The organism is Brevundimonas sp. FV2ps16, from assembly GCF_058681075.1.
Map to the genome: position 1 here is coordinate 1,725,508 of NZ_CM178728.1, position 25,467 is coordinate 1,750,974.

Consider the following 25,467-nt stretch of genomic DNA (forward strand, 5'->3'; position numbering starts at 1 on the left):
GAGCGGCGCTGATAAATCGTGTATACGTGTGTATACAGAGGGAGCGCGCCATGCCCGTCACCAGTCGAACATTCCGCAGCGGCAACAGTGAAGCCGTGCGCCTGCCCAAGGAATTTGCGTTCGGGCCGGGCGTCGAGGTCGAGATTGATCGCAAGGGCGACATCGTGACCATCTCCCCCAAGCGAAAGCCTGTCAAAGAGATGCTGGCCAAGCTGCGTAGCCTGCCCAAGCCGGCCAGCATCGGCATCCGCCACGAGGTCGAGATTCCAGAAAGTCCGGGTCTCTAGGCGTGGCCTATATGCTCGACACGAATGTCGCCATTCATCTACGGGATGGCGACGCGCTGGTCGACGAACGAGTGGACGCCCTCGATCCGCCGCTTCTGCTGTCCGTGATCAGCCGTATGGAGTTGGAAGCAGATCTGGGCCGGCTGGAGGCAAGCACCGCAAAACGGCGGGCAAGGTTGGACGCCCTGCTGGAGGTCGTGCCGGTGCTTCCATTCGGATCTGACGAGGCGCAGGCCTATCGATTTATCGTCGAAACCTGCGGCTTCTCACGACGCAAGGTGCTGGATCGGATGATCGCGGCGCAGGCGATCACTTCGGGTGCGACCTTGGTCACCCGTAACGGCGACGACTTTCGCGACATCCCCGGCCTGACCCTGCTGGAATGGTGAGGCGGTTTACGGCTGCCTGAAGAAGGCGTGGATGCGTTCGGCCAGGGGCTGGTTGATGCCGTCCACCTTGACCAGGTCCGACACCGACGCCCGACCGACGCCCTTGGCGGAGCCGAAGGCGTGGAGCAGGGCCTTCTTGCGGCCGGGGCCGACGCCTTCGATCTCGTCGAGGGGATTCTTCTTGATGTCCATCGAGCGGCGCTTGGCGTGGGCGCCGTTGGCGAAACGGTGGGCCTCGTCGCGCAGGCGTTGCAGGTAGTAGAGGGCCGGGGACTTCAGCGGCAGCATGAAGGGCGGCTTGCCGGGCATGAAGAACTTCTCCATCCCCGCATCGCGATCCGGCCCCTTGGCGACCCCGACCACGGCGATGTCGTCCAGGCCCAGGTCGGCCAGGACCGCCAGCACCTCGGCCAGCTGGCCCGCGCCGCCGTCGATCAGCAGCAGGTCGGGACGGACGGCGTCCTCGCCCTCTTCCTCGTCCTTGACCAGTCGAGCGAAGCGGCGGCGCATCACCTCGCGCATCATGCCGTAGTCGTCGCCGGGGGTCAGATCCTCGCCCCGGATATTGAACTTGCGATACTGCGACTTCTGGAAGCCGTCGGGGCCGGCCACGACCATGCCGCCGACCGCATTAGTGCCCTGGATATGGGCGTTGTCGTAGATTTCGATCCGCTCGGGCCGGGTCTCCAGACCGAAGGCCTCGCAGACCTCGTCCAGGATCTTCCCTTGCGCCGAGCTTTCGGCCAGGCGGCGGCCCAGGGCCTCGCGGGCGTTGGTCAGGGCGTGGTCCACCAGGGCCAGTTTCTCGCCGCGCATCGGGCGGGCGATCTCGATTTTGCGGTCCGCCTTCATCGAGAAGGCCTCCTCCAGCAGTTCCAGCTCGTGCGGGCGGACGTTGGACAGGATCAGGCGCGGGATGGGCTTGTCCTCGTAGAACTGACCCAGGAAGGCGGCCAGGATTTCGGGATCGGTGTCGGTCTTGTCCACGCGCGGGAAATAGGCGCGGCCGCCCCAGTTCTGGCCGGCGCGATAGAAGAAGACCTGGACGCAGGCCTGGCCGCCATCGGAGTGCAGGGCGAAGACGTCGCCCTCGGCCACGCTGTCGGCGCTGACGGAGTTCTCCATAGAGATGGCGGACAGGGCGCGGATGCGGTCGCGGACGCGGGCGGCCTGTTCGAAGTCCATCTCGTCGGAGGCGGCCTGCATCTCCTGCGACAGGCGGCCGATGACGGCGCGCGACTTGCCGCGCAGGAACTGTTCGGCCTCGGTGACCAGTTCGCCGTAGTCTTCAAGGCTGATCAGGCCGGTGCAGGGGGCTGAGCACCGCTTGATCTGGTGCAGCATACAGGGACGGGTGCGGGTCTCGTAGACACTGTCCGAGCAGGATCGCAGCAGGAAGGCCTTCTGCAACGTGTTCAGCGTCCGGTTGACCGCCCAGGTCGAGGCGAAGGGGCCGAAATAGTGGCCGGGCGTCGTGTGGGCGCCCCGATGTTTCTTCACCTGGGGCGCGCGGTGGTCGCTGCGGATCATCAGCTCGGCGAAGGACTTGTCGTCGCGGAGCAGGACGTTGAAACGCGGCTTCAGCTTCTTGATGAAGTTGGATTCGAGCAGCAGGGCCTCGGTCTCGGACGCCGTGACGACCAGTTCCATCGATCGGGTCTGGGCCACCATCAGGCCGATGCGCTGGGTGTGGAACCGGCCCTGGGCGTACTGGACGATGCGCTTCTTCAGCGACTTGGCCTTGCCGACATACAGGCACGACCCGTCCTCGCCATACATGCGATAGACGCCCGGCTTGTCCGGCGCCCGACGCGCCTCGTCGGCGATCAGGGCGGCGGCCGTCAGGTTCGAATCGAGCGTCTCCTCGGTCATCCGGGGGGATATAGGCTCACGACCGGCGAACCAGAAGGACGCCGGCCAGAACCAGGCCCACGCCGGCGATGCGGCTGAGGTTCAGCGGCTGGCGAGGCACGCCCAGGGCGCCGAAATGGTCGAGGATCAGGCTGAGCAGCAGTTGGCCGCCGACCATCAGGGTGATGGTCATGGCCACGCCCAGGCGCGGCACGCCCCAGGCGGCGGCGACCACGAAACAGGCGCCGTAGACTCCGCCCAGCCAGGCATACCAAGGCAGGGCCCGGGCGGCGGCGATGTCGGGCCGGGTGTGCATCAGGGCGGCGACGATCCCCAGCACGGTCGTGCCGATGGCGAAGGAGATGAAGGCCGCATTGACCGGCGAGGCGACGGCCGTGGCCAGCTTGGCGTTGGTCGGCGCCTGGAGGGCGGTGGCGCCTCCGGCCAAGACGACGACGATGATGGCGAGGAGCAAGGGGTTCATGGCCTTGGCTAGCACGGCTTTCGCCGGTTGAGCAGAAGTCCGCCTCACCAATTTGTATCGGTTGGTACGCCGTCGAAGATTTCGGCCAGGCGGGCGCGCGTGCCCCGGTTGACGTCCTCGGGCAGGACGGCGGGGTGGAACCATCCGATCTCGGCGATCTCGCCCTCGCTGGACCGCTCGCCCAGGTCGAAGGCGTCGATGCGGAAGACCAGTACATGATCGCCGGGGAAGAAACGCTCGTTGGAATGGATGGAGACCAGGCTCGGCGGGGTGCGGGCGAGCAGGCCGGCCTCTTCCTTCAGTTCACGCACCACGGCGTCCTGAGTGGTCTCGCCCTTGTCCACCCCGCCGCCGGGCAGCCACCAGCCGGCCAGATAGGTGTGTTTGACCAGCAGCACCCGCCCGCCCGCATCGACGGCGACGCCCCTCACCCCCAGGGTTTTGCCGCGCGTCAAACGCGACCAGACGAAGAAGAGGGGACGGGTGAAGGGTTCGATGCGGGTGCGCCAGGTGCTCATGTCGTGACCATGGCATGACGGATCGTCGCTAGGTCAAGATCGAGCGGCGGCGGTCGTGCGGTTGCGAGATGTTTCCCGGATAAGACGCGCGACGCGGCGGCAAGCGCCGCTTGAACCCCGCCGCCACTCGCTCTAATCCTGAAGGCCAACAGGAGCATGAACATGCTGGCGCTCGGCATCATCTTCGGCTTCATCGCCGTCATCGCCCTCATGAATCTGGTCGAGTTCGGCCGGGTTGACTGATCAGGGCCCCAGCGCCGTGAGGGGCGTCGCCCTGGTCACGGGCGGGGCGCGACGGATCGGGCGGGCTATTTGTCTGGCCCTAGCCAGGGCCGGGTATGACGTGGCCGTGCATCACCATGCGTCGGGCGAGGACGCCCGGACACTGGCGGACGAGATCGCGGCCTTGGGGCGGCGGTCGTGTCTGTTGCAGGCGGATCTGACGGATGAGACCAAGGTGCGCGCCCTGGTTCCGGCGGCGGCCGAGGCCCTCGGGCCGGTGACGGTGCTGGTCAATAACGCCTCGGTGTTCGAGGACGACCGGATCGGCGGCCTGACCCGCGAAAGCTGGGACAAGCATCTGGAGACCAATCTGCGGGCGCCCCTGGTGCTGGCCGAGGCCTTCGCCGCCCAGACTGTCGAAGGGGTGATCGTCAATCTGCTGGATCAGAAGGTGCTGAAGCCGGATCCGCGCTTCTTCTCCTACAGTCTGTCGCGCAACGGTCTGTGGTGGGCGACGCAGACCCTGGCCCAGGCGCTGGCGCCGGGCATAAGGGTCAATGCTGTAGGACCGGGACCGACCCTGCCGTCGGTCCACCAGACCCCTGAGGAATTCGCCGCCGAAGCGCGCGGCACCCTGTTGCAGACGCCCGGCAGCCCCGAGGCGGTGGCCGAGGCGGTGCTGTGGCTCATTGACGCGCGGATGGTCACGGGCCAGATGATCGCCGTCGATGGGGGCCAGCATCTGGCCTGGCGCACCCCGGACATCCAGGAGTAGTCGCGTGGTCCAGTCGTCTTCGGTGTCGCCGTTCCCGGCGGACGAGCCGCTGCGCTACGAGCGGCTGAGCGTCTTCGTGCGCGGGCTGGAGGTCGAGGCCGGGATCGGGGTCTATGATCACGAACAGGGGCGGCTGCAGCGGCTGGTCATCGACGTGACCCTGGAGCTGGCCCCCAAGTCCATCGAACGTCTGGGCGACACCATCAACTACGAGACGGTAGCCAATGCGGCGCGCGCCATCGCCGCCGAGGGGCATGTGGGCCTGGTCGAGACCTTCGCCGAACGCCTGGCGCGGGCCTGTTTGGAAGATCGACGGGTGCAGCGGGCGACGGTGCGGATCGAGAAGCCGGGCGCCCTTCAGGCCGTGATCGCGCCGGGCTGCGAGATCGTGCTGGGGCGATAGGTTGCGTCGGGCCTTCCGCGCGGCCATTGTCGGTTAATAGACCGGCCGTTTCGACGGCGTGAGAAAAGCGTTCGATATCATGGCTGAACCCGGCGATCCGAAGGGGCACGACGCCCACGACGGCGATCACGATCATGACGCCCATGTCGGTTTCGTCTCGCCTGCCTGCCTGGTCGGCGTGCCGCGCGCGCCCGCGTCCCCGCCGGAAGCGTCAGTTGAGCCGGAACCTGAAATCCAGGCCGAACCGCGTCTACCGGAGCGGGAGCGCGATCTGTTTGACCCGCCGGAGCCCGTATCCGTGCCCCCCGCCTTTGCCCCCACGGCGGCGCCGACGCCTCGTTTCGCCGCCGATGTCCGGCCTGCGCCGATGAGCCTGTACGCCGTCTATGTGCTGATCCTGCTGGCCGTCCCGACCCTGGGTCTGTCGGCCGTGCTGGCCCTGCTGGCCGTAACCGGGCGCGACGGGCCGGACGAGCCGCTGGCGGGCAGTCATTTCGTCTACCAGCAACGGACCCTGTGGACTGCGGCGGTGGCGGCGGTGCTGAGCGGGCTTCTGGTGATCGTCAATATCGGCGTCTTCGCCCTGTTCCTGCTGGCCCTGTGGGTGCTGGCGCGCGGCGCCTTCGGCGTCCTGCGGCTGAAGGCCGGGCGGCCGATCGACAATCCTCGCAGCTGGCTGTTCTGAAGGGACGACCATGACGACCGAACCCAATTTCACCGCCGGCCAGGAGCCGGAAGGCAAGGTCGCCGCCCTGATCGCCTGGGCCCTGTTCATCCTGTCGATCCCCAGCGCCAATGTGCTGGTGCTGGTCGGGTTGGTCGTCTCCTATGTGGCGCGCGGGACAGCGGTGGGCGTCGCGCGCCAGCATATCGACAGTCAGATCCGGCTTTTCTGGTCGGTCATCTGGTGGACGGTCGCGCTCTGGATCGGAATTATCATTAGCATCCCTCTCGCTGCGATCGGCATAGGCATAATCACCGGCCTGCTATGCGGCCTGGCTCTGTTCCTGCTCAGCGTTTGGTTTACGGTGAAGAGCGTGCTGGGCTTGATCAATCTGCTGCAAGACAAGCCGATCTGACGCACCTGGCAGATGGAACATCCTGCCCCTCAAGCTGTTGAAGCGAAAAGGGAGTTGAGTATGGGACCGTTCACGGACGCGACGTTAGAAAACCGCTTCGAACAGGAGTTCGACAGTGATGCCGGGCACGGCCGGGTCTGGGCCGACTACGCCGTGCGCGGCGGAGCCCGGATGATCCTGCACGTCGAGGCAGAGCAGGGGCTGCGCGGCTCCGGCGCCGCCAGCCGGTTCATGCAGTCGATGGCCGAATATGCGCGTGAAAAGGGGCTGAGGCTGTTCCCGCGTTGCAGCTATGCGGTGGTGTGGCACAAGCGGCATCCGGATTACGACGACGTGCTGGCTTAGCCCCCAGCTGGCTTATTCAAAGCCGTCATCCTCGCCCTCGTGGCGAGGATCCATACGCCCGGTTTCTGACGTCAGAAACCGGGCGTATGGATTCTAGGGACAAGCCCTAGGAATGACGAGGAAGGGGAAGTGTCCTCCCCCCAAGAGCCTTATCCCCCCGAATAGCCGCCGATGATGGGCAGGATCTCGCCGGTGATGAAGCTCGACATCTGCGGCGAGGCCAGGAAGACGTAGGCGGGGGCGATTTCCTCGGGCTGGGCCGGGCGTTTCATCACCGTCTGGGCGCCGAACTGCGACGTGGCCTCGGCGTCCTTGTCCGCCGGGTTCAGCGGGGTCCAGACCGGGCCGGGGGCGACCACGTTCACGCGGATGCCGCGCGGCGCCAGGTGCGTGCCGAGCGAGCGGGCGTAGGCGTGGATGCCGCCCTTGGTCATGGAATAGTCCAGCAGGGCCTGACTGCCCATCAGGCCGGTGACCGAGCCGGTCATGACGATGGCGCCGCCGGACTTCATGTGCGGAACCGCCGCCTTGGTCATGTTGAAATAGCCGTAGAGGTTGGTCTTCAGCGTGCGGTCGAAATGCTCGTAGGTCAGGTCCTCGAAGGTGCTGACATGTTCCTGGAAGGCGGCGTTGGGCACCAGGACGTCCAGGCGGCCGAAGGCGTCCAGCGTGGCCTTCACCGCCGCCTCCGCGAACGCCGGATCGGCGACGTCGCCCTTCAGCACCACGGCGCGACGGCCCTCGGCCTCGACGGCCGCCTTGGTGGTCTCGGCGTCATTGTCCTCGTCCAGATGGCAGATCACGACGTCGCAGCCCTCGCGGGCGAACAGGACGGCCACCGAACGGCCGATGCCGGAATCGGCGCCGGTGATCAGGGCCGCGAAGCCCTCCAGCTTGCCCGAGCCCTTCCAGAAGGGGGCGTCGTACATCGGGGCCGGGTCCAGCGCGGCCTCGTCGCCGGGCTTGGTCTGGTGCTGTTTGGGGAAGGGCGGCGCGGGATAGGCGCGGGCGCCGGCCTGGACGGCGCCGGAGGATTCATCGCCGCCGGACTGCTGGTCCTTGGCGTCGATGTCGCGCTGGATGGCGCGTTCCTGGTCGGCGATGTCGTCGGCGCGGGCGTTGAAGCGGTCGTCCATGACGGGTCTCCTGAAGACTGTGGGGGTCTTCAGAAGAGCGATCCAGGCGGCGAGCCGTTCCCCGTTTTTAGCCGACCCTACCGACGATGGTGCGGATGGTCTCGGCCCGGGTCGGCAGATCGGCGGCGAGGCGAGCGGCGATCTCGCGAACGCCCACGGGATAGGCGTCGCCGCCTGAGGCGATGTCCTTGGCCTTTTCCGCAGCCTGGGTCAGGAGTTTCTCGAACTGCTCGACCTCTTCCAGCGCCAGGGCGTGGGCTTCGAGCTGGAGGCGTTTGACCCGTTCGCCCGTGGTCTCGGGCGCGCGCATCAGGTCATAGACGGCGGCCTCGGCGCCGACGAGCCGCAGGTCGGGTTTGGAATCGGCGCCGGTCTTCTTGGTCATGGAATCGTTCCCCAGCAGTGCTGAGGTTCGGAAATGGAGGCTATGTCGGGTTGCGTCGAGCTTGACCGTAGCGGTTATGGCGGCGCTGTGGCCGCCATGCATCGGTTTTCGCTGGCTTAAAGCCGGGATCTACAGCTCGGGAGCGCGGGCCGGGACCATGGCCGGAGCAGCGACCGGGGCCAGGACGCCGCCGGTCACCGCGCGCAGCGGCGAGCGCGGCGTGTGCAGGACAGCCGGATTGACGCTGACGCCGTCCTGGGCCGGAGTGACCAGGAAACCCTTGGCGGCCAGCTTGTCGCCCGAGCGAACGCGCGAGGTCCAGACCGTGATCGGGGCGGCCAGCAGCAGCGGCAGGACGATCGGGGCGAACCAGGTGGCCAGGTCGGGGCGGACGCACAGCGGAACCAGGAAGCCGACGCCGGCGATCATTTGCCAGCGCATGGCGCGGAAGGCGTCGGACCAGGCCAGGCCGTCAGCCTCGCGCTGCTGGGTGGTCCAGCCGGTGTCGTGGCCGGACAGGATCTGGATGAAGGCCTTGGTGTTGGCGACCATCAGGATGGGGGCCAGGATGGCCGACAGGGCGATCTCGGCGGCCATGCCCTTGGCGATGGCGCGACGCCCGCCGAAGGCGCGCAGCTCGGCCGGACGGCTGAGGACCAGGGCGGCGCCCATGAACTTGGGCCCGATCAGCAGCACACCCGACAGGAAGGAGGCCAGCATGAAGGGGGTGAACTGGGGGTTCAGGATGTAGAAGAAGCTGGTCCAGTCGACCGGATAGAACATCTGGATGAACAGGCCGACCATCAGCGACGCCAGCCACAGGGGCGAGGACAGATAGGCCATGCAGCCCATGGCCAGTTGCAGGCGGCTCATCGGCGACAGCCCCTTGGCGCCGATCAGGCCCAGGTGCTGCAGATTGCCCTGGAACCAGCGGTGGTCGCGGCGGATGAAGTCGGTGATAGACGGCGGGGTCTCTTCCCACGATCCGTCCAGGGCGGCGGTGACGTGAACGGCCCAGCCGGCGCGGCGCATCAGGGCGGCCTCAACCACGTCGTGGCTCATGATATGGCCGCCGAACGGCTTCTTGCCCGGCAGGTGGGGCAGGCCGCAGCAGGCGGCGAAGGCGCGCGTGCGGATGATGGCGTTGTGGCCCCAGTAGCTCGACTCCGAGCCGGTCCAGTAGGCCAGGCCGGCGGCGGCGACGCGGCCGTACAGGCGCACGGAATACTGCGACACGCGGGCGAAGATGGTGCGCGCCTTGATGATGACCGGCGCGGTCTGGAGCATGCCGACGCCGGGATTGCGCTCCATGGCGTCGACCATGCGCAGCAGGGTCTCGCCCGCCATGGTGCTGTCGGCGTCCAAAACGATCATGGTCTCATAGGCGCCGCCGAAACGACGGACCCATTCGGCCAGGTTGCCGGCCTTGCGCTCGGCGTTGTCCGAGCGGCGGCGGTAGAAGGTCTTGCAGCCGGCGGTCAGGCGGAAGGCCTGGAAGACCGAACGCTCGGAGGCGGCGGCGTCTTCCTTGGTCGAGTCGCTCAGCACGAAGATGTCGAAGGCGGAGGCGGCGCCCAGGCGGGTCAGCGAGGCGTCGATCATCGCCAGACGGGCGAAGGAGGCGCGGGCGTCCTCGTTGTACAGCGGCATCAGCAGGGCGGTGCGGGTGCGCGGCAGGGCCGGGTGGGGGGCGAAGGCCAGGTCGGCCTGGTCCTTGCCGCGCAGCATGACGAACAGACCCATAAGGCCGCTGACGAACCAGCACGAGATGGCGGTGATCAGCAGCATGAAGATGCCGAAGGCCAGGATCTCGGTGCCGTCCCAGCCCTTGCGGGCATAGAGGTAGAAGGGGGTGATGGCGGACAGGCCGGTCAGGGCCACGGTGCCGGCCAGCAGCATCAGGCGGCGCAGGGCGACCGTGCGCGGGGAGGTGGCGGGGATCGCCTCGGCGACGGCGTCGGGCGCGGCCAAAGACTGCACCGGCATGGCCAGCGGCGCCTCGTCGGGCAGCCAGGACCAGGCCGGCCCTTGCGGAGCCGGGTTCATCGTCTCGAATTCAGCCTGTTCGACAGGCCGGATCGCCAGCTTGTTCATGCCGCTCTGGACGCCCCCGTGTTGACCGACCCGGCTTCCGAAGGCAGGAAGGGGGCGGCGCGCTGCATTGCAGCACGAGCCCTATAGTCGATCACATTCGCGCGATTTTCAATCACGCAATGTTGATATAGCCAAAAAATATCGGGGATTTTTACCCTGGGCGCGCTGCGGGGTTGGCTACAGGCCGCGCTGACGGCGAATCCGCAGCGTCTTGCAGCAGTTTACGGTCCAGAACCCAGGCGGCAATCCCCACCCAGCAGACCAGAACAATGGCGTAGGCGCGCTCCCACCAGCCCACATTGGCGTCATTGACCGTGCCGGGGAAGACTAGGTGTTTTGTTACAACGGTCAGGATCGCCATGATCACAAAAGTCACGGCGAGGAAGAGTTTCAGCCGGGGCAGATCCCGTCGCGACGCCAGTCCCCACAGCAGCAGAACCGGCGCCAGTTGGATGCCCAGGGCCAGGTTGATGATCATGTGGCGCGGGTCGGGCCAGGGATAGAGGGTCGAGGCCGACATGCCGGCGCCGGCCAGGACGAAGACCACGGCGATCACGGCCCCGGCGATCCGCTTCTCCGTCAGGGCGTAGACAGCCAGGCCGAAGCCTATGCCCGCCAGGGCCGCCATCACTCCGGCGACGAAGACCCCGCCGTTGAAGATGATCGGCGCCTGGGCCGTCGCCCCGCCCAGTTCGCTCAGATACTGGGTGGCGTTGTCGAAGCCGGGATAGGCGGCGATGGCGGCGGCCACGACCGTCAGGGCCAGCAGGGGGGCGGCGACGCCGACGGCCAGCAGGCGGCGGCGGCGGTGATAGCGGGCGGGCGGGCGTCGCAGCGCCTCGAGGTCGAGCGGCCAGGGCCGGCCGTCGAGCGGCTTCAGTCCCCACAGGGGGCGGATGGGGCCGATCCGCTTGACGACCTCATAGACGGCGAAACTGCCCAGGAAGGTGATCAGCAGCAGCGACAGGGCCTCCAGCCCCACCGGCAGTCGCGCGGGACGGATGATCCACACCGCCGCGACCAGAATCGTCTGGTGCGCCAGATAAAGGGGGAAGGTGGCCTCGGTCAGATAGGCCAGCACCGGCCCGCCGCGCGACCGCAGATGCCGGCTGCCGAAGCCCAGGATGGCGACGATCACCGCCCACTGGTCCAGACCGTAGATCATTGCCTTGGGCACGCCCCAGAAGGCCCGCCCGCCCGGATGCCAGACCTGGGCCATCATGATCGGCAGAGCAACGGCGGCCAGGCCCAGGGCGACCCAGCGATACCGCTCCATATCGCGCCAGATCGTCTCGCGGCCCACAATGCAGAAGCCGAAGACGAAGGCCCCCAGCGACAGGGCGTGATTGTACCAGTCCCAGTGCAGGATGTTCGTCACCCCGAACCAGGGGAACAGCAGGATGCGGATCGCGATGAGATAGAGGATCGGCAGGATCAGGACGCGCGGTCCGGCCAAAGCCTTCTCCAGCCAACCGCCGATGCAGTCGATCAGGCCCGGCTGGCGCCACAGCAGGACGGTGACGACGCTGTAGGCGGCGATATAGACGATGAACCACAGGTGGTTGACCGGAACGCCGTCGGCCAGCCCGCTGAAGCTGAACTCATGCACCATCCAGGCGGCGAAACCGGCGAGCCCGCTGGGCCAGCCGGCCTTGTCCATCGCCTCGATCCACGACTGGATCGGCACCAGGATCACCGCGCCGAACAGCAGGGGCGGGACCAGTCGCGCGAACCGGGCGCGCGCCACCTCACGCGGGCTGCGCCGGAAGGTCATGAACCGCAGCGCCGCTCCCGACACCAGGAACAGCAGGGTCAGCCGCCAGGGATTGGTGATCAATATGGCTTCGCGCATCCACTCGAAGGTGTGGACGCTGTGAACGTGCCAGCCATAGACGCCGTAGACCAGGCCGACATGATACAGGATCAGCAGGCCAAAGGCCCCGACCCGGATCCAGTCCAGATCATAGCGGCGTGTGGACGAGGGAGCAGAGGAGGGCACGGCCGCGTCTATGATCCGGCGGATCGGTTCAGGCAATACGGCTGATCGTCGAGGCCACAGTCAGGCCAGGGTCTCTGCCAGCCCCAAGGCCTGCAGCGTCGTCCTGATCGAGGCCTCCTGCTCCGCCTGATACAGCGCCATTTCGTCCAGCACCGAACGGCCCAGGGCCTGTTCGAAATCGGCCTTGGCCGGGTCTACGGCATAGGCCTCGCGCACTTCGACGCCCAGGTTGGACTGGAAGATGCCGGCCGCGCTGACGGGCAGGAAGTCCTCATAGGTGATCGGTTCCGCGACGACATGTCCCAGGGCGATCAGGGCCTCCAGGTCGGCTGTCTCCGCGCGTCCGGCCAGGCCTTGCGGCGTCGCGCGATAGCGGAACCAGGCCAGGCCGTTGCGGCGCAGGGCTGTCCAGTCGTCCGGCCGGGCCGAGAAGTCCTTGCTCGCCAGGGCCGCGTCATACAGGGCGCGGCCGGCAGGGGTCAGGGCGCAGCCCCGCTGTTCGATCTCGCCGAACCGGGCGGTGTGCACGCCCTGGACGGCGCCGTCCGCGTCGGGGAAGGCGATGGCCTCCTGCAGGGCCTTGAAACTGGTCTGGCGCAGCAGGATGGGGCAGGCGCGGGCGGGCGGGCCCTCGATCGTCTCCTTGGGCGTGATGCCGCGTTCCGGCATGGCCGCCTGGGCGGCGTCGATGTCCAGAGTGCGCGGCGTCAGGTGGTTGATGTGCGGCCCCTTGAAGCTGACCACGTCCGCGATCAGCCGGTGGGCGGCGACCAGGCGTTCATAGACAGCGGCGCTGACCGTCGCCTCGGCATGCCAGCGGAAGGTCTCCAGCAGTTCGGCCACGAACCGGTCGGCCTGGTCCTCGTCCAGTCCGCCGGCGGTCTCGGCCGTCTCGATCAGCGCCCGGGCGCCGGGGGTGAAGATGTCGCGCCGGGCCAGGGCGGCGGCGGCCTCCTCACGCAGGTCCTGATCCTCGATCAGCTCCAGCCGCAGCAGGGAGCAGAAGACCCGGAAGGGATTGCGCGCCAGAGCCGTCGGATCAACGGGGCGGAAGGCGGTCGAATGGACCGGCACCCCCGCCGGGGCCAGATTGTAATAGCTGACGGGCGCCATGCCCATGACCGCAAAGGCGCGGGCGATGGTGGCCAGTTCGTCCGCCGTACCGACGCGGATGGCGCCGTGACGCTCCTCCGACAGTCGGGCCAACTCGCCCGCGGCCGCCAGACGCTCAGCCCCCGCCGGATCGGCCTTCAAGGCCTGGGCGTTGACCTCGGCGACCAGGGTCAGCAGTTCGCCATACTGGGGCACCTCCGCCCGGTACATGGCGGATAGGGCGGCCGAGAAACGGCTGCGGATTTCATCGGGGTGGACGAAGGCGGACATGAGCGGCTCCCTGGACCTTTTCGCCGTTCCCTACGCCTGTCGGCCGCCGACGCCTAGCCGGCGGCCACAGGACATTTCGCCCGATGCGCGTGATCAGGCGTCGACGCCGACCCCGATGGGGCAGACCACGCCGGTGCCGCCGATGCCGCAATAGCCGGCGGGGTTCTTGGCCAGATACCCCTGGTGATAGGCCTCGGCGTAGAAATACTCGCCGGCGGGTTCGATCTCGGTGGTGATCGTCCCACGGCCCGCCGTGGTCAGGGCTGCCTGATAGGCGTCGCGCGACGCCTCGGCTTCGGCCTGCTGCGCGTCGTTCAGGGTATAGATGGCAGAGCGATAGGTAGTGCCCACGTCATTGCCCTGGCGCATGCCCTGGGTCGGGTCGTGGTTTTCCCAGAAGGCCTTCAGCAGTTCCGCATAGGAGATGACCGTGGGGTCGAACACCACCTTGACCACCTCGGCATGACCGGTGCGGCCGGTGCAGGTCTCCTCATAGGTCGGATTGGGCGTGATCCCGCCGGAATAGCCCGCCGAGGTCACCCAGACGCCCGGCAATGACCAGAAGATCCGTTCAACGCCCCAGAAACAGCCCATGCCGAAAATCGCCACCTGGAACCCGTCGGGATAGGGGCCTTTCAGCGGATTGCCGCTGACATAATGGATGGTGTCGGTCGCCAGCGGCTCGGCGCGGCCGGGCAGGGCGGTCTCGGCGGTGGGCAGTTCGGCGCTCTTTTTGAACAGCATCGGGGTGGCTTTCGTAAGGAAAATGACGTCAGCGCCTATATGGGGATGCCAGAGGCGCTTGCCGAGGGGGCGAGTGTGTTCTATCAGGCCCGCCTCCCGCCGGATCGACCTTCGGCGGCGCGCAAGACGTGGCGTGAAACGGACAGGTGGCGGAGTGGTCGATCGCGCACGCTTGGAAAGCGTGTGTAGGTGAAAGCCTACCGAGGGTTCGAATCCCTCTCTGTCCGCCACGCTTGTTGTTTTTAAAAACTTTTTTGAGCTTATTGGGTACTCACCCACCAACTAGCCCGCCAAGGGGTTTGCGCTTGGATTCTTGCTCACGAAGGCTGTTCAGCGCGTTTCAGGCTTGTTCGAAAGCGCCACTCTGCTCAATCGCCGCCTGAAAACCGCGCGATTTTTCCAGCCACCACTTAGCTGACCACTTAACGGCGCCTCAGTCGCCTCTTGCACCTTTGCACGAGGTCAGGACCGGTTCGCGCCAGGAGCGGTCTTTTGCCTGTCGCCGGAAACACGACATTCAGGTCAAGCATGTTGGCGGTCGATAGGTCGGTCGTTGTTCATGAAAACGAAGGTGGCACGTATTTAGGAGTGGAGTCTGAAGCGAGATCGCCCCCAATGCGCAAGCCTGTGACGCTCCGATTGCTGGACACGACCGTGGGAGCTGGCCCGGGCCTGCGCTCGCGAATTGTCGAGCGGCCGGGTATCGCTCTGGCGGAGTCCGATCTCGTAGGCTTGGTCGAGGACGTGAGATCCATTGCTCGCAGCGTGCTGGGTGATCGAGACCTGACCTATGGAATATTCTCTGGCGATCCAGAGACCCTGTCTCGGACAGTGCTGACCGTCGTCTATGAGAAGCGCGGCGGACGCCCGGTCGCGTTCAACGCCCTGGCCATTCTGGACGCCGACCTTGGCGGCCGGTCGGTCGAGATTCTGCACCTGGGCCTGGTCATGGTGCGTCCGGATGTGCGCGGAAGCGGTCTGTCCGCAACCCTCTATGGCCTGACCTGCGTCCTTCTGTTCGTCCGGCGGCAATGCCGAGCCGTCTGGGTGTCCAGCGTGACCCAGGTGCCGGCCGTCGTCGGCATGGTCGCCGAGACCTTTTCCGACGTCTATCCCGGCAGGCCGGTCGCAAGGCGATCCTTCCAGCACGAGAGATTGGCCCAGCAGATCATGAGGCGCTGGCGTCACGCCTTCGGGGTCGGCGGCGAGGCCGGGTTCGACGCGGATCGGTTCGTGATCACCGACGCCTATACCGGCGGTTCGGACGAGCTGAAGAAGACCTTCCAAAACGCCGCCAAACATCGCGACGCCATCTACAACGACCTCTGCGCCGCAGAGCTGGACTATGGCCGGGGCGACGACCTGCTTCAGATCGGCCAGATCGATATGCGCGCCGCCAGCCGTTACCTCGCCAAGGTGGCCCCGCCCGACACCGTTCCCGGCCTGCTCGGCCGGTTCGCTCTGCTGATGACCCAGGCGGCCCTGTTGCCGCTGGTGCACTGGCTCGACCACACTCAACCCTGGGGAAGTTTGCGCGCATGGAAGACGTGACGGCCTTCGACTATGCCGAGTTCACCACCCGCAATCTGGGCTTCGTCACTGAGGCGGAACAGGCGGCCCTGAAGGGGGGCGCCGCGTTCGTCGCAGGCGTCGGCGGCATGGGGGGCGCCTGTTTCCTGGCCCTGGTCCGCGCGGGCGTCGGACGGTTCGCCATCTGCGACATCGACGTCTTCGAGACCTCCAACATGAACCGTCAGGTCTTCGCCTTCACCGACACCGTCGGGCAGGACAAGGCCGAAGTCGCCTGCGCGGCGGCGCGGCGCATCAACCCCGAGGTCGAGATCGAGCGCCTGGGCGCAGAATGGGTCGATCAGGTCGCGGATCTGGCGGCGCGCTATCCCGTGATTGTCAACGGAACTGACGACATTGCGGCGAGTATCGCCCTGTACCGTGCGGCGAAAACGGCCGGCGCGACCGTGATCGACGCCTATGCCTCGCCCCTGCCCTCGGTGATCGTCGTGCGCCCCTCCGACCCGCGCCCGGAGGAGCGTCTGAAGTATCCGACGCGCGGCAAGGCGCTGGATGCGATCCAGCCAGAAGACCTGCGAGGCAGCTTCATGAAGGAGCTGGAATACGTCATGGTCCATTCGTCGTCGGCCCGTCACGTCGATCTCGGCGCTGCAGCCGCTCTCGCCGCCGGTACGGCCAAGCGAATGTCTTTCGCGCCGATGGTGATCTCGACGGGCTGCCTTATGGCGTATGAGGCGCTTTGGTTGCTGATGGGGCGTCGTTCCAAGACCGATTGCCGAGGCTGGTTCCTCAACGCCTTTGCGGGCCGGGCGGAACGGCCGTTGTGGACGCCCGTCGCCGCCATAAAGGGACTGATCGTGCGTGCATTCATGGCTCGGCTGCTGAAGGGCGCCACATGATCCGCGTCGAGACCCAGGCCCTGCTCGACGGTTTCGCGGCGGCGGGACTGGCGGCCTATGTCGCAGCCCTGCTCGTGCGCCGCGCCGGCGGTCCGTTGACGCCGCGGCTAGTCTTCCTGTTCGGGGTCATGTCGGTGTTCTACGGCGTCCGCAGCCTCGCGGTCCGGACGGGCTTGCCGATCTTCGAAGGCGCGACATACGCCACCATATCGCTCGCCCCCCTTGCGGCCCTCCTGCTGGCCGAAGGGCTTCTTCGCCGCCATGCGCCGCGCGCGATGAAGACCGCCATCTTCGCGGCATCCGCCCTGGGTTTGGGTTTCGCCCTGTTCACGACCAGCCATGTCGCTTTCGGCTCCCGCATCGCACTGGCCGTCATCATCCTTTCATCGCTGGTCGCCACCCTGATCCTATTGTGGGCGAGGGATCGCGAGGCCCTGTCCCCCGCGGAGAACGGCGCCGTTCGCCGCCTCGCCGTCGGCCTGGCCATCGTCATTCCACTGATCGGCACAGACTTTTCCGGACTGGTGGCCTCGCCCATAGGTTTCAGCCCCATCGCCGCCCTAGTGATCGTCCTGCTTGCCCTGTCGAACGGGGTCAGCGATGCGCGCGACGTCTGGATCGACGCCGTCGTGATCGTGGCGACGACCCTGGCCCTGACCTGCGGCCTGATCGAACAGTTGGATGTAGGCGTGCTCGACGACCGGGTTCGCCTCTTCGCCCTGGTGGGCGCCGCGCTAATCACCATGACCCTGGTGGTCCGCATCCAGCCTTTCGGCGCCGCGGGTCGACGCACCAGTCTGCGTCAGCGCATGGCCTCGGCGAACACCCAATCCCTCGACGGCTTCCTGGGTGAGCTGACCAAGGAGCCGATGCTGAAGGACCTGTCGGTCCTGTCCGAACACGATCTCGCCGATTATAACCCCGAGGCGATAGCGCACACGCTGGATCGCCAGCCTCTGTGGAGCGCCGCCGCCCTGCAGGCCGGCGCGGGGATGATCGACGAGACCGAACGCGAGCCGCTGCTGGATCTTCTGGCGCGATCGGACGCCACCCACGTCGGGCTGTTGAGCCAGTCGCCGGTGCGGATCGGTCTGGTCCGGTTGCCAGATCTGTTGCGCAACACCGAGGCCGAGATCGATCTCGGCCTCGCCTTCCGAATGGCGCGGCTGACGACGGATAGACGCCCATGACCGCTCCGACTTTGGACCTTCGCGAAGGCGATCTGGAAGGCTTCTTCCGGGTTCCGTTCGAGATCTATTCCCCCGACAGCCCCTATGTGACGCCGATGCGCGCAGATCTGGAGCGGTATCTGGATCCGGCTCGCAATCCCCTGATGCGCGACGACGGCGGCCGCCTGACTTTTTTCACCGCCTGGCGTGACGGGCGTCCGGTCGGGCGGCTGACGGCCCACACCCATCCATCCTCGAATGCTCGCCACGGCACAAGGCGCTGTCAGTTCGGTTATTTCGATTGCGAGGACAGTGTCGAAACCGCGCGGTGTCTGTTCCATGCCGCGGAAACCTTCGCGCGCGCCGAAGGCTGCGATGAACTGGTCGGCGCCTTCAACCTGACAGCCATGCAGCAGGCCGGGATCCTGACTGAGGGGTTCGAGAACCAACCCTACACCGACATGATCTGGGGCGCCCCGCATCTGCCGCGCCTGCTGGAGGCCTGCGGCTATTTACCCGTGTTTCCAATGTCGACCTTCGAGTTCGATGTCGGACCGAAGACCGCCGACGTCTTGTTGGGCGACAAGCAGCGCACGGTGCTGTCAGATCCCGACTGGACGTGGAAGCCCATCAGCCGCAGCGCTTTCAAGGCTCGGTTCGAGGAGGCCCGGCAATGCCTGAACGACGGCTTCAACGACAATCCGATGTTCGTGCCCCTGACCCCGGCCGAGTTCGACTTCCAAGCCGGCGAGATGATGTGGATCGTGGATCCCCGCATCGCCTGCGTCGTACACTACAGGGGCGAGCCTGCGGGGGTAGTGATCTGCATCCCGGATCTGAACCCGTTCCAGAAGGCGACGCGCGGTCGGATTGGGCCGATGGCCCTGGTCCATTTCATGCGCGAGCGGCTGAGGCGACGACGCGCGGTCATCATCTTCTATTCAGTCAAGCGCGCCCTGCATGGTCAGGGTTTGAACGGCGCCATGCTGCACCGGGTGATCAAGGCCTTGTTTGCAGGCGGCTACAGCCGATGCGGCGTGACCTGGATTGCCGACGAGAACACCGCCTCGCTCCGCCAGATGGAAAAACTGGGCGCGCGACGGCTGCAGCGACTGGAGCTGTTCAGGAAAGGCCTGGGATGACGCTGGATGCAGAGACGTTCCGGGCGCTGGTGACCGAGGCTTCCCTTTCTCCCAGCGTCCACAATACTCAACCGACGCGATGGCGACTGGGGCCGGACGGCCGGGTCCAGGTGCTTGAGGACGAAAGCCGCAGGCTGCCCATCGGCGATCCCGAAGGCCGCGACCTGAACGTCAGCCATGGCTCAGCGGTGGAGGGATTCTGTCTCGCCGCCGGGCGGCGCGGCCTGGTCGTCGATGTCGGGCATGACGGCGTCCACGTCGCGGAGCTGACTGTCCGGCGTGGCGGGGTTTCCGATCCAATTGCGGCGTTCTTGACGCGGCGGCGCACTTATCGTGGGAAGTTCGAAGGCGGCGCTGTCGTCCGCGCCGCGATGGCGCAATTGGAGCAGAGCGAAGACCTGATCGTCGCTCAAGACCCAGACCACATCACCGAACTGGCGCGTCTCTACGATGAGGCCAGCCTGCGCTGGTTCCGCAACGCCCCCTATCGTGCGGAACTGGTGTCGTGGATGCGGCTGTCGCGACGCCACCCGTCCTGGTCACTCGACGGGCTGAATGCAGAGGCCATGGAAATGTCTGGGGTCGAGGCCGCCGGCGCCGGTGTCGTGCTGAGACCCGGCGTGTTTGAAATGCTGGACCGGGTCGGCCTGGCCGGCGCCCTGGTCGCCGAAGCGGCGGTGGTGCGCAGCGCCTCGGCCCTCGTCCTGTTCCATCGCCCGGCGAACGAAGCGCCGTTCGACACGGGAAGACGGTTTCATCGCGCCTGGCTCGGCTTCACCCAAGCCGGACTGTCGGCTGCGCCGATGGCGGTTCTGGCGGACGATTCAGAAGCACGCGCACGCCTGCAGGCGGATTTCGGCATGGGCGGCGACCGTCGCCTGATCACAGCCTTCCGACTGGGGATCGCGCCGGTTCGCGACCTGCCGCCCAAGCCTCGCCTCGGACTGGACGCCTTGATCGTCTGAGCTAGAGCCCCTTCAGATATTCGACCAGGTCCCAGCGCTCGGCGACCGTCAGGCCCTCGATCTGGGCTTCGTGACCGCGATTGGATCGGCCGGGCGTACGGGTGTCGAACAGGGCCGGCTGCGACCATGGGCGATAGGCTTCAGGATAGACGCGGACGCCGCCATGTTCCCGCCCCGCGATACCGACGGCCTCGAGATCCAGCCGATGTCCCCCGACAAGAAACCGTTCGGATCGCGGTTCGAGCAGCAGGAACTGCGCCAGCGTCGGCACGGAGCCATTGTGCATATAGGGCGCGGTGGCCCAGATACCGGAAAGGAGTGTCGCGCCGTATTGACCGGTCGGCCGGGCGTCCATGACCTCGCCATAACCGCCGGAGGAGGCGTAGCGCCTGAGATCGGTGGTGAAGGCCGCCGCGCGCGCCGGGTCGGAACCGACCGTTCCGTGCCAGTTCGGAAAACGTGTGAGACGCGGGCGTTCCGCCGGCCCCGAATAGCTGCCGTGGCACGAAGAACAGGCGCGCGCATACACCACCGCTCCCCTGGCGGCGCGATCGTAATCAATCAAGCCTGGAAAGGTCTGGGGGCGCCGCGTCTCAAGCCACATGAAGGCGCGCTTCGCTGTCGGAATCTCCCGGTGGGCCGCTCGCGGTGCTTGACCCATGCTGGGCACGGTGAAGAAACTGGTGATGGCCGCAAGTCGGTCCCTATGCGCCGGCGTCAGATCCTCGCGCTCCATCGGTCGCCAGCGCGGCTGTCCCTGAGGCGCATAGGCTCCGTCATAAAGCAACGCCGAGCGGAAACTCCGGTCCGCGAGATCCGGGATCGAGGTAAAACCTGCTTCGACCCCGTGAGATGGCGCGTGGCCCTGCAGCTTTAGCGCTGCGACCCCATTCGTCAGACCCGGCGAGCCGTTGACGAACGGGAGGGGACTACCGCCTTCCTTCACGGCCGCCAGGCGTTGGCGGGCGAGCGGAATGACCGCCCAGCGCAAACTGGCCATCTCCCACGTGTCGGTCTCTGGAAAGAGCGTCCGAACCGCTCTGAGAAGCTCGGCCTTATCGCCCGTCCGGCTTTTAAGGGCTGAGGTCACGGCCCGGGTGTAGGCTTCCAGATCCAGACTGGTGTTCGGCGCGCCCAGCCAAGCGATCTCCGGTCGCGGCATGCCGTCGGCGGCGTAGGCAGGCCCCGCATGGCATGACGCGCAACCCAGATTGCCGACCGTCACCTTTAAAGGCGGCAGGCCTGGTGTGACTTCGCCGACGCTTATCCCCAGCGGATGATCGCGGTTAGGCATGATCGGCACGTCAGCGCCGTCGATACGGTCCGGCCAAAGGAAGCCGAAGGTCTGAAGCCGCGCCTTGAGGTGCGCCTGGCTGACATCTCCGCCTTGAGGATCGTCCAGCACCAAGGCCGCTGCGACCAATTTCCACGGCACCGCCACCGTATTCAACGCCCCGAAGTTCACGGCCCCGAAATCGTCCAGAGCGAAGGTTTCAGCCCCGCTGACCGGCGCCCTTGCGAGCGGCGCAGACGCCGCCAGAAGCAGGAGGCACAGGCTCAGACCGATACGTGCCTTCACGCTTGAGCCCCCTTGCTGAGAAAGCGGTCAACGGCCGTTGCAAACACCTCGGCCTGTTCCCAGTGCGGATAATGACCGCACTGGTCGATCAGAAGCCGCTCCGAAAGGGGCAACAGCTTCACGGCGCGCTCGCTCTGGCGCGTCGGAAAGACCCGATCCTGACGCCCCCAGACCACGAGGGCCGGACGTGCGAACCGGCGGGCCAGCAATTCAAAACTGTCGCGTTCCCGCACCCCGAACAAGCCCACCCCCGTCTGAAGCGTCCGCACGAATGACAGATCACTCCCGCGCACGCGGGCATACTGATTGGTTTGCTCAATCAGTTCGGGCGTCACCTTGCGCCTGTCATGGATCGCAAGACGCAAGGTAAGCCTATTGTTGGCGGGCGTCGGCCGGCCCAACCAGTCGCCGATGATCGGCAGCGCCGGCAACCGCATCATTGGATGAGTCTCACGCCCAAAGCCCCCGGGCGCGGCCAGCACGGCCTTGTCGATACGCTCCAGGTTCTCGCCGGAGAATCGCACGATCACGCTGGCTCCGAGGGAACTGCCCACGAGGTGCGCTCGGCCTATTTGGAGCGTATCGAGCAAGGCCTTCAGTTGTTCGACAAAGAAGGCTGAATCATAGGCCGCGACGGGCCGGTCGGCCTGACCAAACCCGGGCATATCGAAGGCGATCACGCGGTAACGCTCGATCAGCCGAGGCGCCACCCGGTTCCAGATCTCAATAGAGTTGGCCAGGCCATGGATGAGCACCACCGTCGGCTTGTCGCCGCGCGTGTCGAGCACCCGCGTCTTCACGCCATTGGCGAGCTTGATCATATTCAGCGTCACCAATCCCTTTTAGCCTACCGATGCTGATGGAATGTGAAGGATGCGCATCAGACGTAGACTACCAAAGGTCGAGCTGTTCCAAATCTCCAAATAGGAGACATTCCGAACGACCGAGATGAGTCACTAGCGGCTGATAGTTAGATCATTTTGGGCGACTACAGTCCCGCTCCCCACATTGGCAGGGAAGGGGACGGCTGCAAGACGGTACGTCCTGTGTCGGTTCGTCGAGCCTTTGCGGTCTCGTCGCCCACTCGCAACAGAGAATATCCGCGCCGAGGCCCGTGCGGAGAGAGGTTGGAGCCTGGCTTGTTCTGCTGCGACGATCAGAGATCGCCCAAGCGCCTCGCGATTGAGCCTGCCCGCCGCGCGTGATTTCCTACGAGGAACCGTGCGTGGCTCCGCTTTCGTTTTGTAGGCAAAGTGAAAACGGGATATGCAGCCTAGGCGGCATTTTGCCGCGTTGGGAGACGCAGTGCATGGCGGACGGGTCCCGCGCGATCTCGCGCGATACTTCAGAGCGTCGGCGTGAGATCACGACCATGATCCGAGCCCGCGGCAGCGTTCAGGTTGCGGCCCTCTCGGACATGTTCAACGTTTCCATGCAGACGATCCGCAAGGATCTGCACTATCTCGAGGGACGGGGCGTCGCGACGCGCGCCTATGGCGGGGCGATCAGCACGGAGGTGGTGAACGCCCCCGTCGAGCCGGCCATCGAGACCAAACGGGTCAGCCACACCGAAGCCAAAGAGCGCGTGGGCAAGCTGGCGGCCGGCATGGTCGGGCCGGGCGATTCCATCATGCTGGATTCCGGCACGACCACCTTGCAGATCGCGCGCTTCCTGCCTGACGACGAGGACCTGACCGTCGTTACGAACGACTTGGACATCCTGACGGTGCTGGCCCAGAAGCGAAAGATAAAGATCGTCATGCTGGGCGGGGAGCTGCGCCGGCGGAACATGGCCTTCTATGGGGCCCAGACCGTCGCGGCGTTGGACGACCTGTTGCTGGACAAGCTGTTCCTGGGCGTGGACGGGCTCGACATCGAGCGGGGCGTCACCACCCACCATGAGCCCGAGGCGCAACTGAACCGCCGGATGGTCGAAACCGCACGCGAAGTCATCGCCGTCACCGACGCCTCCAAGTTCGGCAAGATCTGCCTGCACCGCATCATCGACGTGGCGGACCTCGACGCCCTCATCACCGACACCGGCGCGCCGGCCTATATCGACGAAGCCGCTGATCGGCTGGGGGTCCGGCTTCACAAGGCCTGAGGCGTCGCTCGGACGCCTCAGCGCCGTAGGGCCGCATCGCCCCAGGTGACGACGAGGGGGAGGTCGCTGGTCAGAGTTTCCGACCGGGCCACGATCTCAACGATGCTCACGCCGCTGATGTCGGCGGACAGCGAAGCGGGCGCGGCGCCAAAGCGCATGGGCGCGCTTTCGGCGAGGAGCCGACCGTCGCCATAGACCGCGAAGCGCACTGAATCCCGGGCGTTGCGTGTCGAGTCGTCCACGCCGACGCTGGCCTGGAACCGGGTATAGCCCGCGTTGCGCACTTCCAGGCGTGAGTTGGTCAGCACCCCGATGCCGGTGTCGAAGCCGTGGCCCGAGATCCTAAGCGCCTCATCATAGGGGGTGGCGTCGGCCTGGGCGCCGCCCCAGCCGGCATAGGTCGGTCGCTCGCCTGAACCGCGGGTTTCGCCCCAGGCGTTGCGCATCCGGTGCACGACGGGATCGGGCTCCGGCGCGACGACGCCGTCGATCGCCACATTTACGTCGCCCGGAATCTCGGAAAGATAGACCCCGTCGGCGAGCTGCCGCTGGCCCGTTGCCTGGAACACCAGGGTCTGACGGGGGGCGAGGGTAAAGGTCGTCTCGTCCGTGAAGGTCGAGCTCGTCTTGTCCCAGAGGTCCCGCATCTGGATGGGCGCGCCGGCGGCGAGCTTCAGCTGGGGCGCCGTCAGGGTGACGTCCGTTTCGGCCAGGCCCCGGTTGAACAGGGCCACGGCCTTGTCGCCGCTCGACAGCGTCTTGACGATGATCTGCACGTCGTCCGAGGCGTAGGCGATGACGCCCTGATGGCCGCCGGGATCCTGGTTCAGCCGCACGAGGTCGGCGTTGCCCCAGATGTCCATCAGGCTCTGCGGCGCCTGGCGCAGATCGTAGCTGATCAACAGCGGGGCGTTGATCATGGCCCATAGGGCGAAGTGCGACCGGGCCTCGGTCAGGTGATCCTGATCGAAGTCGCCGTGGCCGACGAAGAGGATGTCCGGGTCGTTCCAGGCGCCCGGCTTGGCGTAGAGGGCGCGGGTCGAGGCGCTGTCGAAATTGTGCAGCATCCGCGTCCAGGTCGGCGTGATGTCGCCGCTTGTGCGCCACAGATGGCCCACGTCCTTGCCCCAGGACCGGACATTGGCCGAGCCCCAGTTGCAGATGGCGAGAATATAGTCGCCGTCCGGATTGTGTCGGGCCAGGGCGTCGGCGACCTGCTCATACAGGGCTTGGACGGCGGAAACGTCGGTCCGGTTGATCGAGACCTGGTCGATCAGGGGCGGCACGGGCGTATAGGCGTGCTCGGCGACAAGCGGGTTCTCGGGGCCGTAGACATTGATGCCGCAGGCGTCGACCTTGATGTAGTCGAAGCCCCAGTCTTTGAAATAGAGGCTGATGTCCTGATCCACGTGGCCGTGGAGGCCGACTTCGCGCTCTGCGGTCGTGCCTTCCGGGAGATTCGGGGAATGCAGGTCATAGGCCTGGGAACAGGCGTTGCGCCCGATGTCGGTGTATATTCCGGCCTTCAGGCCCATCGCGTGCAAGGCGTTGGTGAAGGGCCGGAAGCTGGACTCCGCGCCTTCGATCCGCGCTGATGGAAAAATGGCGGTGCGGATCTCCAGTCGGCCGTCCGGCTGTCGGCGCCTCAGCCACCAACCGTCATCGATGTTGACATAGGCGTAGCCTAGTTTGGACAGGCCGCTATCGACCATGGCCTGGGCCGCGCCCAGGACCTTGGCTTCGTCGACCTCGGTGCGGAAGGCGTTCCAGGAGTTCCATCCCATGGGCGGGGTGCGCGCCTGCGACCGCTCGGGGATCGACCAGGCGCCGGTGGCGGCTAGGGGATCGGCAAGGGGCCCGGTCCGGGGGGCGGTTTGGACGCGGGTCTGGACGCGGGTCTGGGCGTCGGTCTGGGCGCCGGCCGGCCAGGCGAGCCCCAGAAGGCCGCAGGCCGCGACAGATGTCAGGAGGGTGCGCACGGTCAT

Annotated in this window: 25 protein-coding genes and 1 tRNA gene; 14 read left to right on the forward strand and 12 right to left on the reverse strand. The window is 66.4% G+C overall.

Annotated features, from left to right (window positions below; translation table 11 throughout):
- The first annotated feature begins 50 nt into the window (after nt 1-50).
- Both ACW170_RS08350 and ACW170_RS08355 read left to right on the forward strand, forming a co-directional pair.
- Nucleotides 51-287, forward strand: a complete 237-nt coding sequence (locus ACW170_RS08350; RefSeq protein WP_492086280.1) for an antitoxin — start codon at nt 51-53, stop codon at nt 285-287.
- A gap of 11 nt (nt 288-298) precedes the next feature.
- Complete coding sequence (locus ACW170_RS08355) at nt 299-676, forward strand: type II toxin-antitoxin system VapC family toxin (protein ID WP_492086281.1); 378 nt, start codon at nt 299-301, stop codon at nt 674-676.
- A 6-nt stretch (nt 677-682) separates the two neighbouring features.
- On the opposite strand, the gene uvrC is transcribed toward ACW170_RS08355, so the two are convergent.
- Genes uvrC through ACW170_RS08370 form a run of 3 tightly spaced genes read right to left on the reverse strand, consistent with a single transcriptional unit; the run spans nt 683 to nt 3,529 of the window.
- Nucleotides 683-2,548, reverse strand: a complete 1,866-nt coding sequence (gene uvrC / locus ACW170_RS08360) for an excinuclease ABC subunit UvrC (RefSeq protein WP_492086282.1) — start codon at nt 2,546-2,548, stop codon at nt 683-685.
- A gap of 16 nt (nt 2,549-2,564) precedes the next feature.
- Nucleotides 2,565-3,011 carry a DMT family transporter gene (locus tag ACW170_RS08365; RefSeq protein WP_492086283.1) on the reverse strand — a complete coding sequence of 149 codons (447 nt, stop codon included), beginning with the start codon at nt 3,009-3,011 and terminating at the stop codon, nt 2,565-2,567.
- Nucleotides 3,012-3,055: 44 nt separating this feature from the next.
- Complete coding sequence (locus tag ACW170_RS08370) at nt 3,056-3,529, reverse strand: NUDIX domain-containing protein (RefSeq protein ID WP_492086284.1); 474 nt, start codon at nt 3,527-3,529, stop codon at nt 3,056-3,058.
- A gap of 235 nt (nt 3,530-3,764) precedes the next feature.
- On the opposite strand from ACW170_RS08370, the gene ACW170_RS08375 reads away from it, so the two are divergent.
- The 5 genes from ACW170_RS08375 to ACW170_RS08395 all read left to right on the forward strand — a co-directional run bounded on the left by ACW170_RS08375 (nt 3,765) and on the right by ACW170_RS08395 (nt 6,353).
- Nucleotides 3,765-4,526 carry an SDR family oxidoreductase gene (locus ACW170_RS08375; RefSeq protein ID WP_492086285.1) on the forward strand — a complete coding sequence of 254 codons (762 nt, stop codon included), beginning with the start codon at nt 3,765-3,767 and terminating at the stop codon, nt 4,524-4,526.
- Between the two features lie 4 nt (nt 4,527-4,530).
- Nucleotides 4,531-4,929, forward strand: coding sequence for a dihydroneopterin aldolase (gene folB, locus ACW170_RS08380; protein WP_492086286.1), 399 nt, complete (start codon nt 4,531-4,533; stop codon nt 4,927-4,929).
- A gap of 79 nt (nt 4,930-5,008) precedes the next feature.
- The gene (locus tag ACW170_RS08385; RefSeq protein ID WP_492086287.1) at nt 5,009-5,614 is read left to right on the forward strand and encodes a DUF4870 family protein; all 606 of its coding nucleotides are present in this window, start codon (nt 5,009-5,011) and stop codon (nt 5,612-5,614) included.
- A gap of 10 nt (nt 5,615-5,624) precedes the next feature.
- Entirely contained in the window at nt 5,625-6,008 is a 384-nt protein-coding gene (locus ACW170_RS08390) for a hypothetical protein (protein ID WP_183198021.1), read from the forward strand.
- 60 nt (nt 6,009-6,068) lie between these two features.
- On the forward strand, nt 6,069-6,353 hold the full coding sequence (locus tag ACW170_RS08395) for a GNAT family N-acetyltransferase (RefSeq protein ID WP_492086288.1): 285 nt from the start codon (nt 6,069-6,071) through the stop codon (nt 6,351-6,353).
- Nucleotides 6,354-6,502: 149 nt separating this feature from the next.
- On the opposite strand, the gene ACW170_RS08400 is transcribed toward ACW170_RS08395, so the two are convergent.
- The 6 genes from ACW170_RS08400 to msrA all read right to left on the reverse strand — a co-directional run bounded on the left by ACW170_RS08400 (nt 6,503) and on the right by msrA (nt 14,094).
- On the reverse strand, nt 6,503-7,489 hold the full coding sequence (locus ACW170_RS08400) for an SDR family oxidoreductase (RefSeq protein WP_492086289.1): 987 nt from the start codon (nt 7,487-7,489) through the stop codon (nt 6,503-6,505).
- 67 nt (nt 7,490-7,556) lie between these two features.
- A complete protein-coding gene (locus tag ACW170_RS08405; RefSeq protein ID WP_304936855.1) occupies nt 7,557-7,874 on the reverse strand; it encodes a hypothetical protein in 318 nt (105 codons plus the stop codon).
- A gap of 129 nt (nt 7,875-8,003) precedes the next feature.
- Complete coding sequence (mdoH, locus tag ACW170_RS08410; RefSeq protein ID WP_492086290.1) at nt 8,004-9,968, reverse strand: glucans biosynthesis glucosyltransferase MdoH; 1,965 nt, start codon at nt 9,966-9,968, stop codon at nt 8,004-8,006.
- Nucleotides 9,969-10,119: 151 nt separating this feature from the next.
- Entirely contained in the window at nt 10,120-11,967 is a 1,848-nt protein-coding gene (locus ACW170_RS08415) for an acyltransferase family protein (RefSeq protein ID WP_492086291.1), read from the reverse strand.
- Between the two features lie 60 nt (nt 11,968-12,027).
- On the reverse strand, nt 12,028-13,350 hold the full coding sequence (locus ACW170_RS08420) for a VOC family protein (protein WP_492086292.1): 1,323 nt from the start codon (nt 13,348-13,350) through the stop codon (nt 12,028-12,030).
- Nucleotides 13,351-13,443: 93 nt separating this feature from the next.
- Nucleotides 13,444-14,094 carry a peptide-methionine (S)-S-oxide reductase MsrA gene (msrA, locus tag ACW170_RS08425; RefSeq protein ID WP_492086293.1) on the reverse strand — a complete coding sequence of 217 codons (651 nt, stop codon included), beginning with the start codon at nt 14,092-14,094 and terminating at the stop codon, nt 13,444-13,446.
- Nucleotides 14,095-14,234: 140 nt separating this feature from the next.
- Between msrA and ACW170_RS08430 the strand changes: the two genes are divergently transcribed.
- From ACW170_RS08430 to ACW170_RS08455, 6 genes are all read left to right on the forward strand, one after another.
- Nucleotides 14,235-14,324, forward strand: a tRNA-Ser gene (locus tag ACW170_RS08430).
- A gap of 385 nt (nt 14,325-14,709) precedes the next feature.
- A complete protein-coding gene (locus ACW170_RS08435; RefSeq protein ID WP_492086294.1) occupies nt 14,710-15,645 on the forward strand; it encodes a hypothetical protein in 936 nt (311 codons plus the stop codon).
- The gene (locus ACW170_RS08440) at nt 15,633-16,523 is read left to right on the forward strand and encodes a HesA/MoeB/ThiF family protein (protein WP_492086295.1); all 891 of its coding nucleotides are present in this window, start codon (nt 15,633-15,635) and stop codon (nt 16,521-16,523) included. Before ACW170_RS08435 ends, ACW170_RS08440 begins: the two co-directional genes overlap by 13 nt.
- On the forward strand, nt 16,520-17,713 hold the full coding sequence (locus ACW170_RS08445; protein ID WP_492086296.1) for a hypothetical protein: 1,194 nt from the start codon (nt 16,520-16,522) through the stop codon (nt 17,711-17,713). The genes ACW170_RS08440 and ACW170_RS08445 overlap by 4 nt, the downstream gene beginning before the upstream one ends.
- Nucleotides 17,710-18,834: a GNAT family N-acetyltransferase gene (locus ACW170_RS08450; RefSeq protein ID WP_492086297.1), complete on the forward strand. Its 1,125-nt coding sequence runs from the start codon at nt 17,710-17,712 to the stop codon at nt 18,832-18,834. Before ACW170_RS08445 ends, ACW170_RS08450 begins: the two co-directional genes overlap by 4 nt.
- Nucleotides 18,831-19,799, forward strand: coding sequence for a nitroreductase family protein (locus ACW170_RS08455; protein WP_492086298.1), 969 nt, complete (start codon nt 18,831-18,833; stop codon nt 19,797-19,799). The genes ACW170_RS08450 and ACW170_RS08455 overlap by 4 nt, the downstream gene beginning before the upstream one ends.
- A gap of 1 nt (nt 19,800) precedes the next feature.
- Here ACW170_RS08455 and ACW170_RS08460 read toward each other — a convergent pair whose 3' ends face one another.
- Nucleotides 19,801-21,378 (reverse strand): c-type cytochrome, encoded by a 1,578-nt coding sequence (locus ACW170_RS08460; RefSeq protein ID WP_492086299.1) that lies wholly within the window; start codon nt 21,376-21,378, stop codon nt 19,801-19,803.
- Nucleotides 21,375-22,199 (reverse strand): alpha/beta fold hydrolase, encoded by an 825-nt coding sequence (locus ACW170_RS08465; protein ID WP_492086300.1) that lies wholly within the window; start codon nt 22,197-22,199, stop codon nt 21,375-21,377. Before ACW170_RS08465 ends, ACW170_RS08460 begins: the two co-directional genes overlap by 4 nt.
- Before the next feature lie 551 nt (nt 22,200-22,750).
- Here ACW170_RS08465 and agaR point away from each other — a divergent pair.
- A complete protein-coding gene (agaR, locus tag ACW170_RS08470) occupies nt 22,751-23,482 on the forward strand; it encodes a transcriptional repressor AgaR (RefSeq protein ID WP_492086301.1) in 732 nt (243 codons plus the stop codon).
- Nucleotides 23,483-23,499: 17 nt separating this feature from the next.
- Here the strand turns inward: agaR and ACW170_RS08475 are convergent, their stop codons facing one another.
- The gene (locus ACW170_RS08475; RefSeq protein ID WP_492086302.1) at nt 23,500-25,467 is read right to left on the reverse strand and encodes an NPCBM/NEW2 domain-containing protein; all 1,968 of its coding nucleotides are present in this window, start codon (nt 25,465-25,467) and stop codon (nt 23,500-23,502) included.

Bases quoted from the DNA above. Each gene is read 5' to 3' on its own strand.
- ACW170_RS08350 (WP_492086280.1), top strand. From the start codon at position 51: ATGCCCGTCACCAGTCGAACATTCCGCAGCGGCAACAGTGAAGCCGTG.
- ACW170_RS08355 (WP_492086281.1), top strand. From the start codon at position 299: ATGCTCGACACGAATGTCGCCATTCATCTACGGGATGGCGACGCGCTG.
- uvrC (WP_492086282.1), bottom strand. From the start codon at position 2,548: ATGACCGAGGAGACGCTCGATTCGAACCTGACGGCCGCCGCCCTGATC.
- ACW170_RS08365 (WP_492086283.1), bottom strand. From the start codon at position 3,011: ATGAACCCCTTGCTCCTCGCCATCATCGTCGTCGTCTTGGCCGGAGGC.
- ACW170_RS08370 (WP_492086284.1), bottom strand. From the start codon at position 3,529: ATGAGCACCTGGCGCACCCGCATCGAACCCTTCACCCGTCCCCTCTTC.
- ACW170_RS08385 (WP_492086287.1), top strand. From the start codon at position 5,009: ATGGCTGAACCCGGCGATCCGAAGGGGCACGACGCCCACGACGGCGAT.
- ACW170_RS08390 (WP_183198021.1), top strand. From the start codon at position 5,625: ATGACGACCGAACCCAATTTCACCGCCGGCCAGGAGCCGGAAGGCAAG.
- ACW170_RS08395 (WP_492086288.1), top strand. From the start codon at position 6,069: ATGGGACCGTTCACGGACGCGACGTTAGAAAACCGCTTCGAACAGGAG.
- ACW170_RS08400 (WP_492086289.1), bottom strand. From the start codon at position 7,489: ATGGACGACCGCTTCAACGCCCGCGCCGACGACATCGCCGACCAGGAA.
- ACW170_RS08405 (WP_304936855.1), bottom strand. From the start codon at position 7,874: ATGACCAAGAAGACCGGCGCCGATTCCAAACCCGACCTGCGGCTCGTC.
- mdoH (WP_492086290.1), bottom strand. From the start codon at position 9,968: ATGAACAAGCTGGCGATCCGGCCTGTCGAACAGGCTGAATTCGAGACG.
- ACW170_RS08420 (WP_492086292.1), bottom strand. From the start codon at position 13,350: ATGTCCGCCTTCGTCCACCCCGATGAAATCCGCAGCCGTTTCTCGGCC.
- msrA (WP_492086293.1), bottom strand. From the start codon at position 14,094: ATGCTGTTCAAAAAGAGCGCCGAACTGCCCACCGCCGAGACCGCCCTG.
- ACW170_RS08435 (WP_492086294.1), top strand. From the start codon at position 14,710: ATGCGCAAGCCTGTGACGCTCCGATTGCTGGACACGACCGTGGGAGCT.
- ACW170_RS08440 (WP_492086295.1), top strand. From the start codon at position 15,633: ATGGAAGACGTGACGGCCTTCGACTATGCCGAGTTCACCACCCGCAAT.
- ACW170_RS08445 (WP_492086296.1), top strand. From the start codon at position 16,520: ATGATCCGCGTCGAGACCCAGGCCCTGCTCGACGGTTTCGCGGCGGCG.
- ACW170_RS08450 (WP_492086297.1), top strand. From the start codon at position 17,710: ATGACCGCTCCGACTTTGGACCTTCGCGAAGGCGATCTGGAAGGCTTC.
- ACW170_RS08455 (WP_492086298.1), top strand. From the start codon at position 18,831: ATGACGCTGGATGCAGAGACGTTCCGGGCGCTGGTGACCGAGGCTTCC.
- ACW170_RS08465 (WP_492086300.1), bottom strand. From the start codon at position 22,199: ATGATCAAGCTCGCCAATGGCGTGAAGACGCGGGTGCTCGACACGCGC.
- agaR (WP_492086301.1), top strand. From the start codon at position 22,751: ATGATCCGAGCCCGCGGCAGCGTTCAGGTTGCGGCCCTCTCGGACATG.
- ACW170_RS08475 (WP_492086302.1), bottom strand. From the start codon at position 25,467: ATGACCGTGCGCACCCTCCTGACATCTGTCGCGGCCTGCGGCCTTCTG.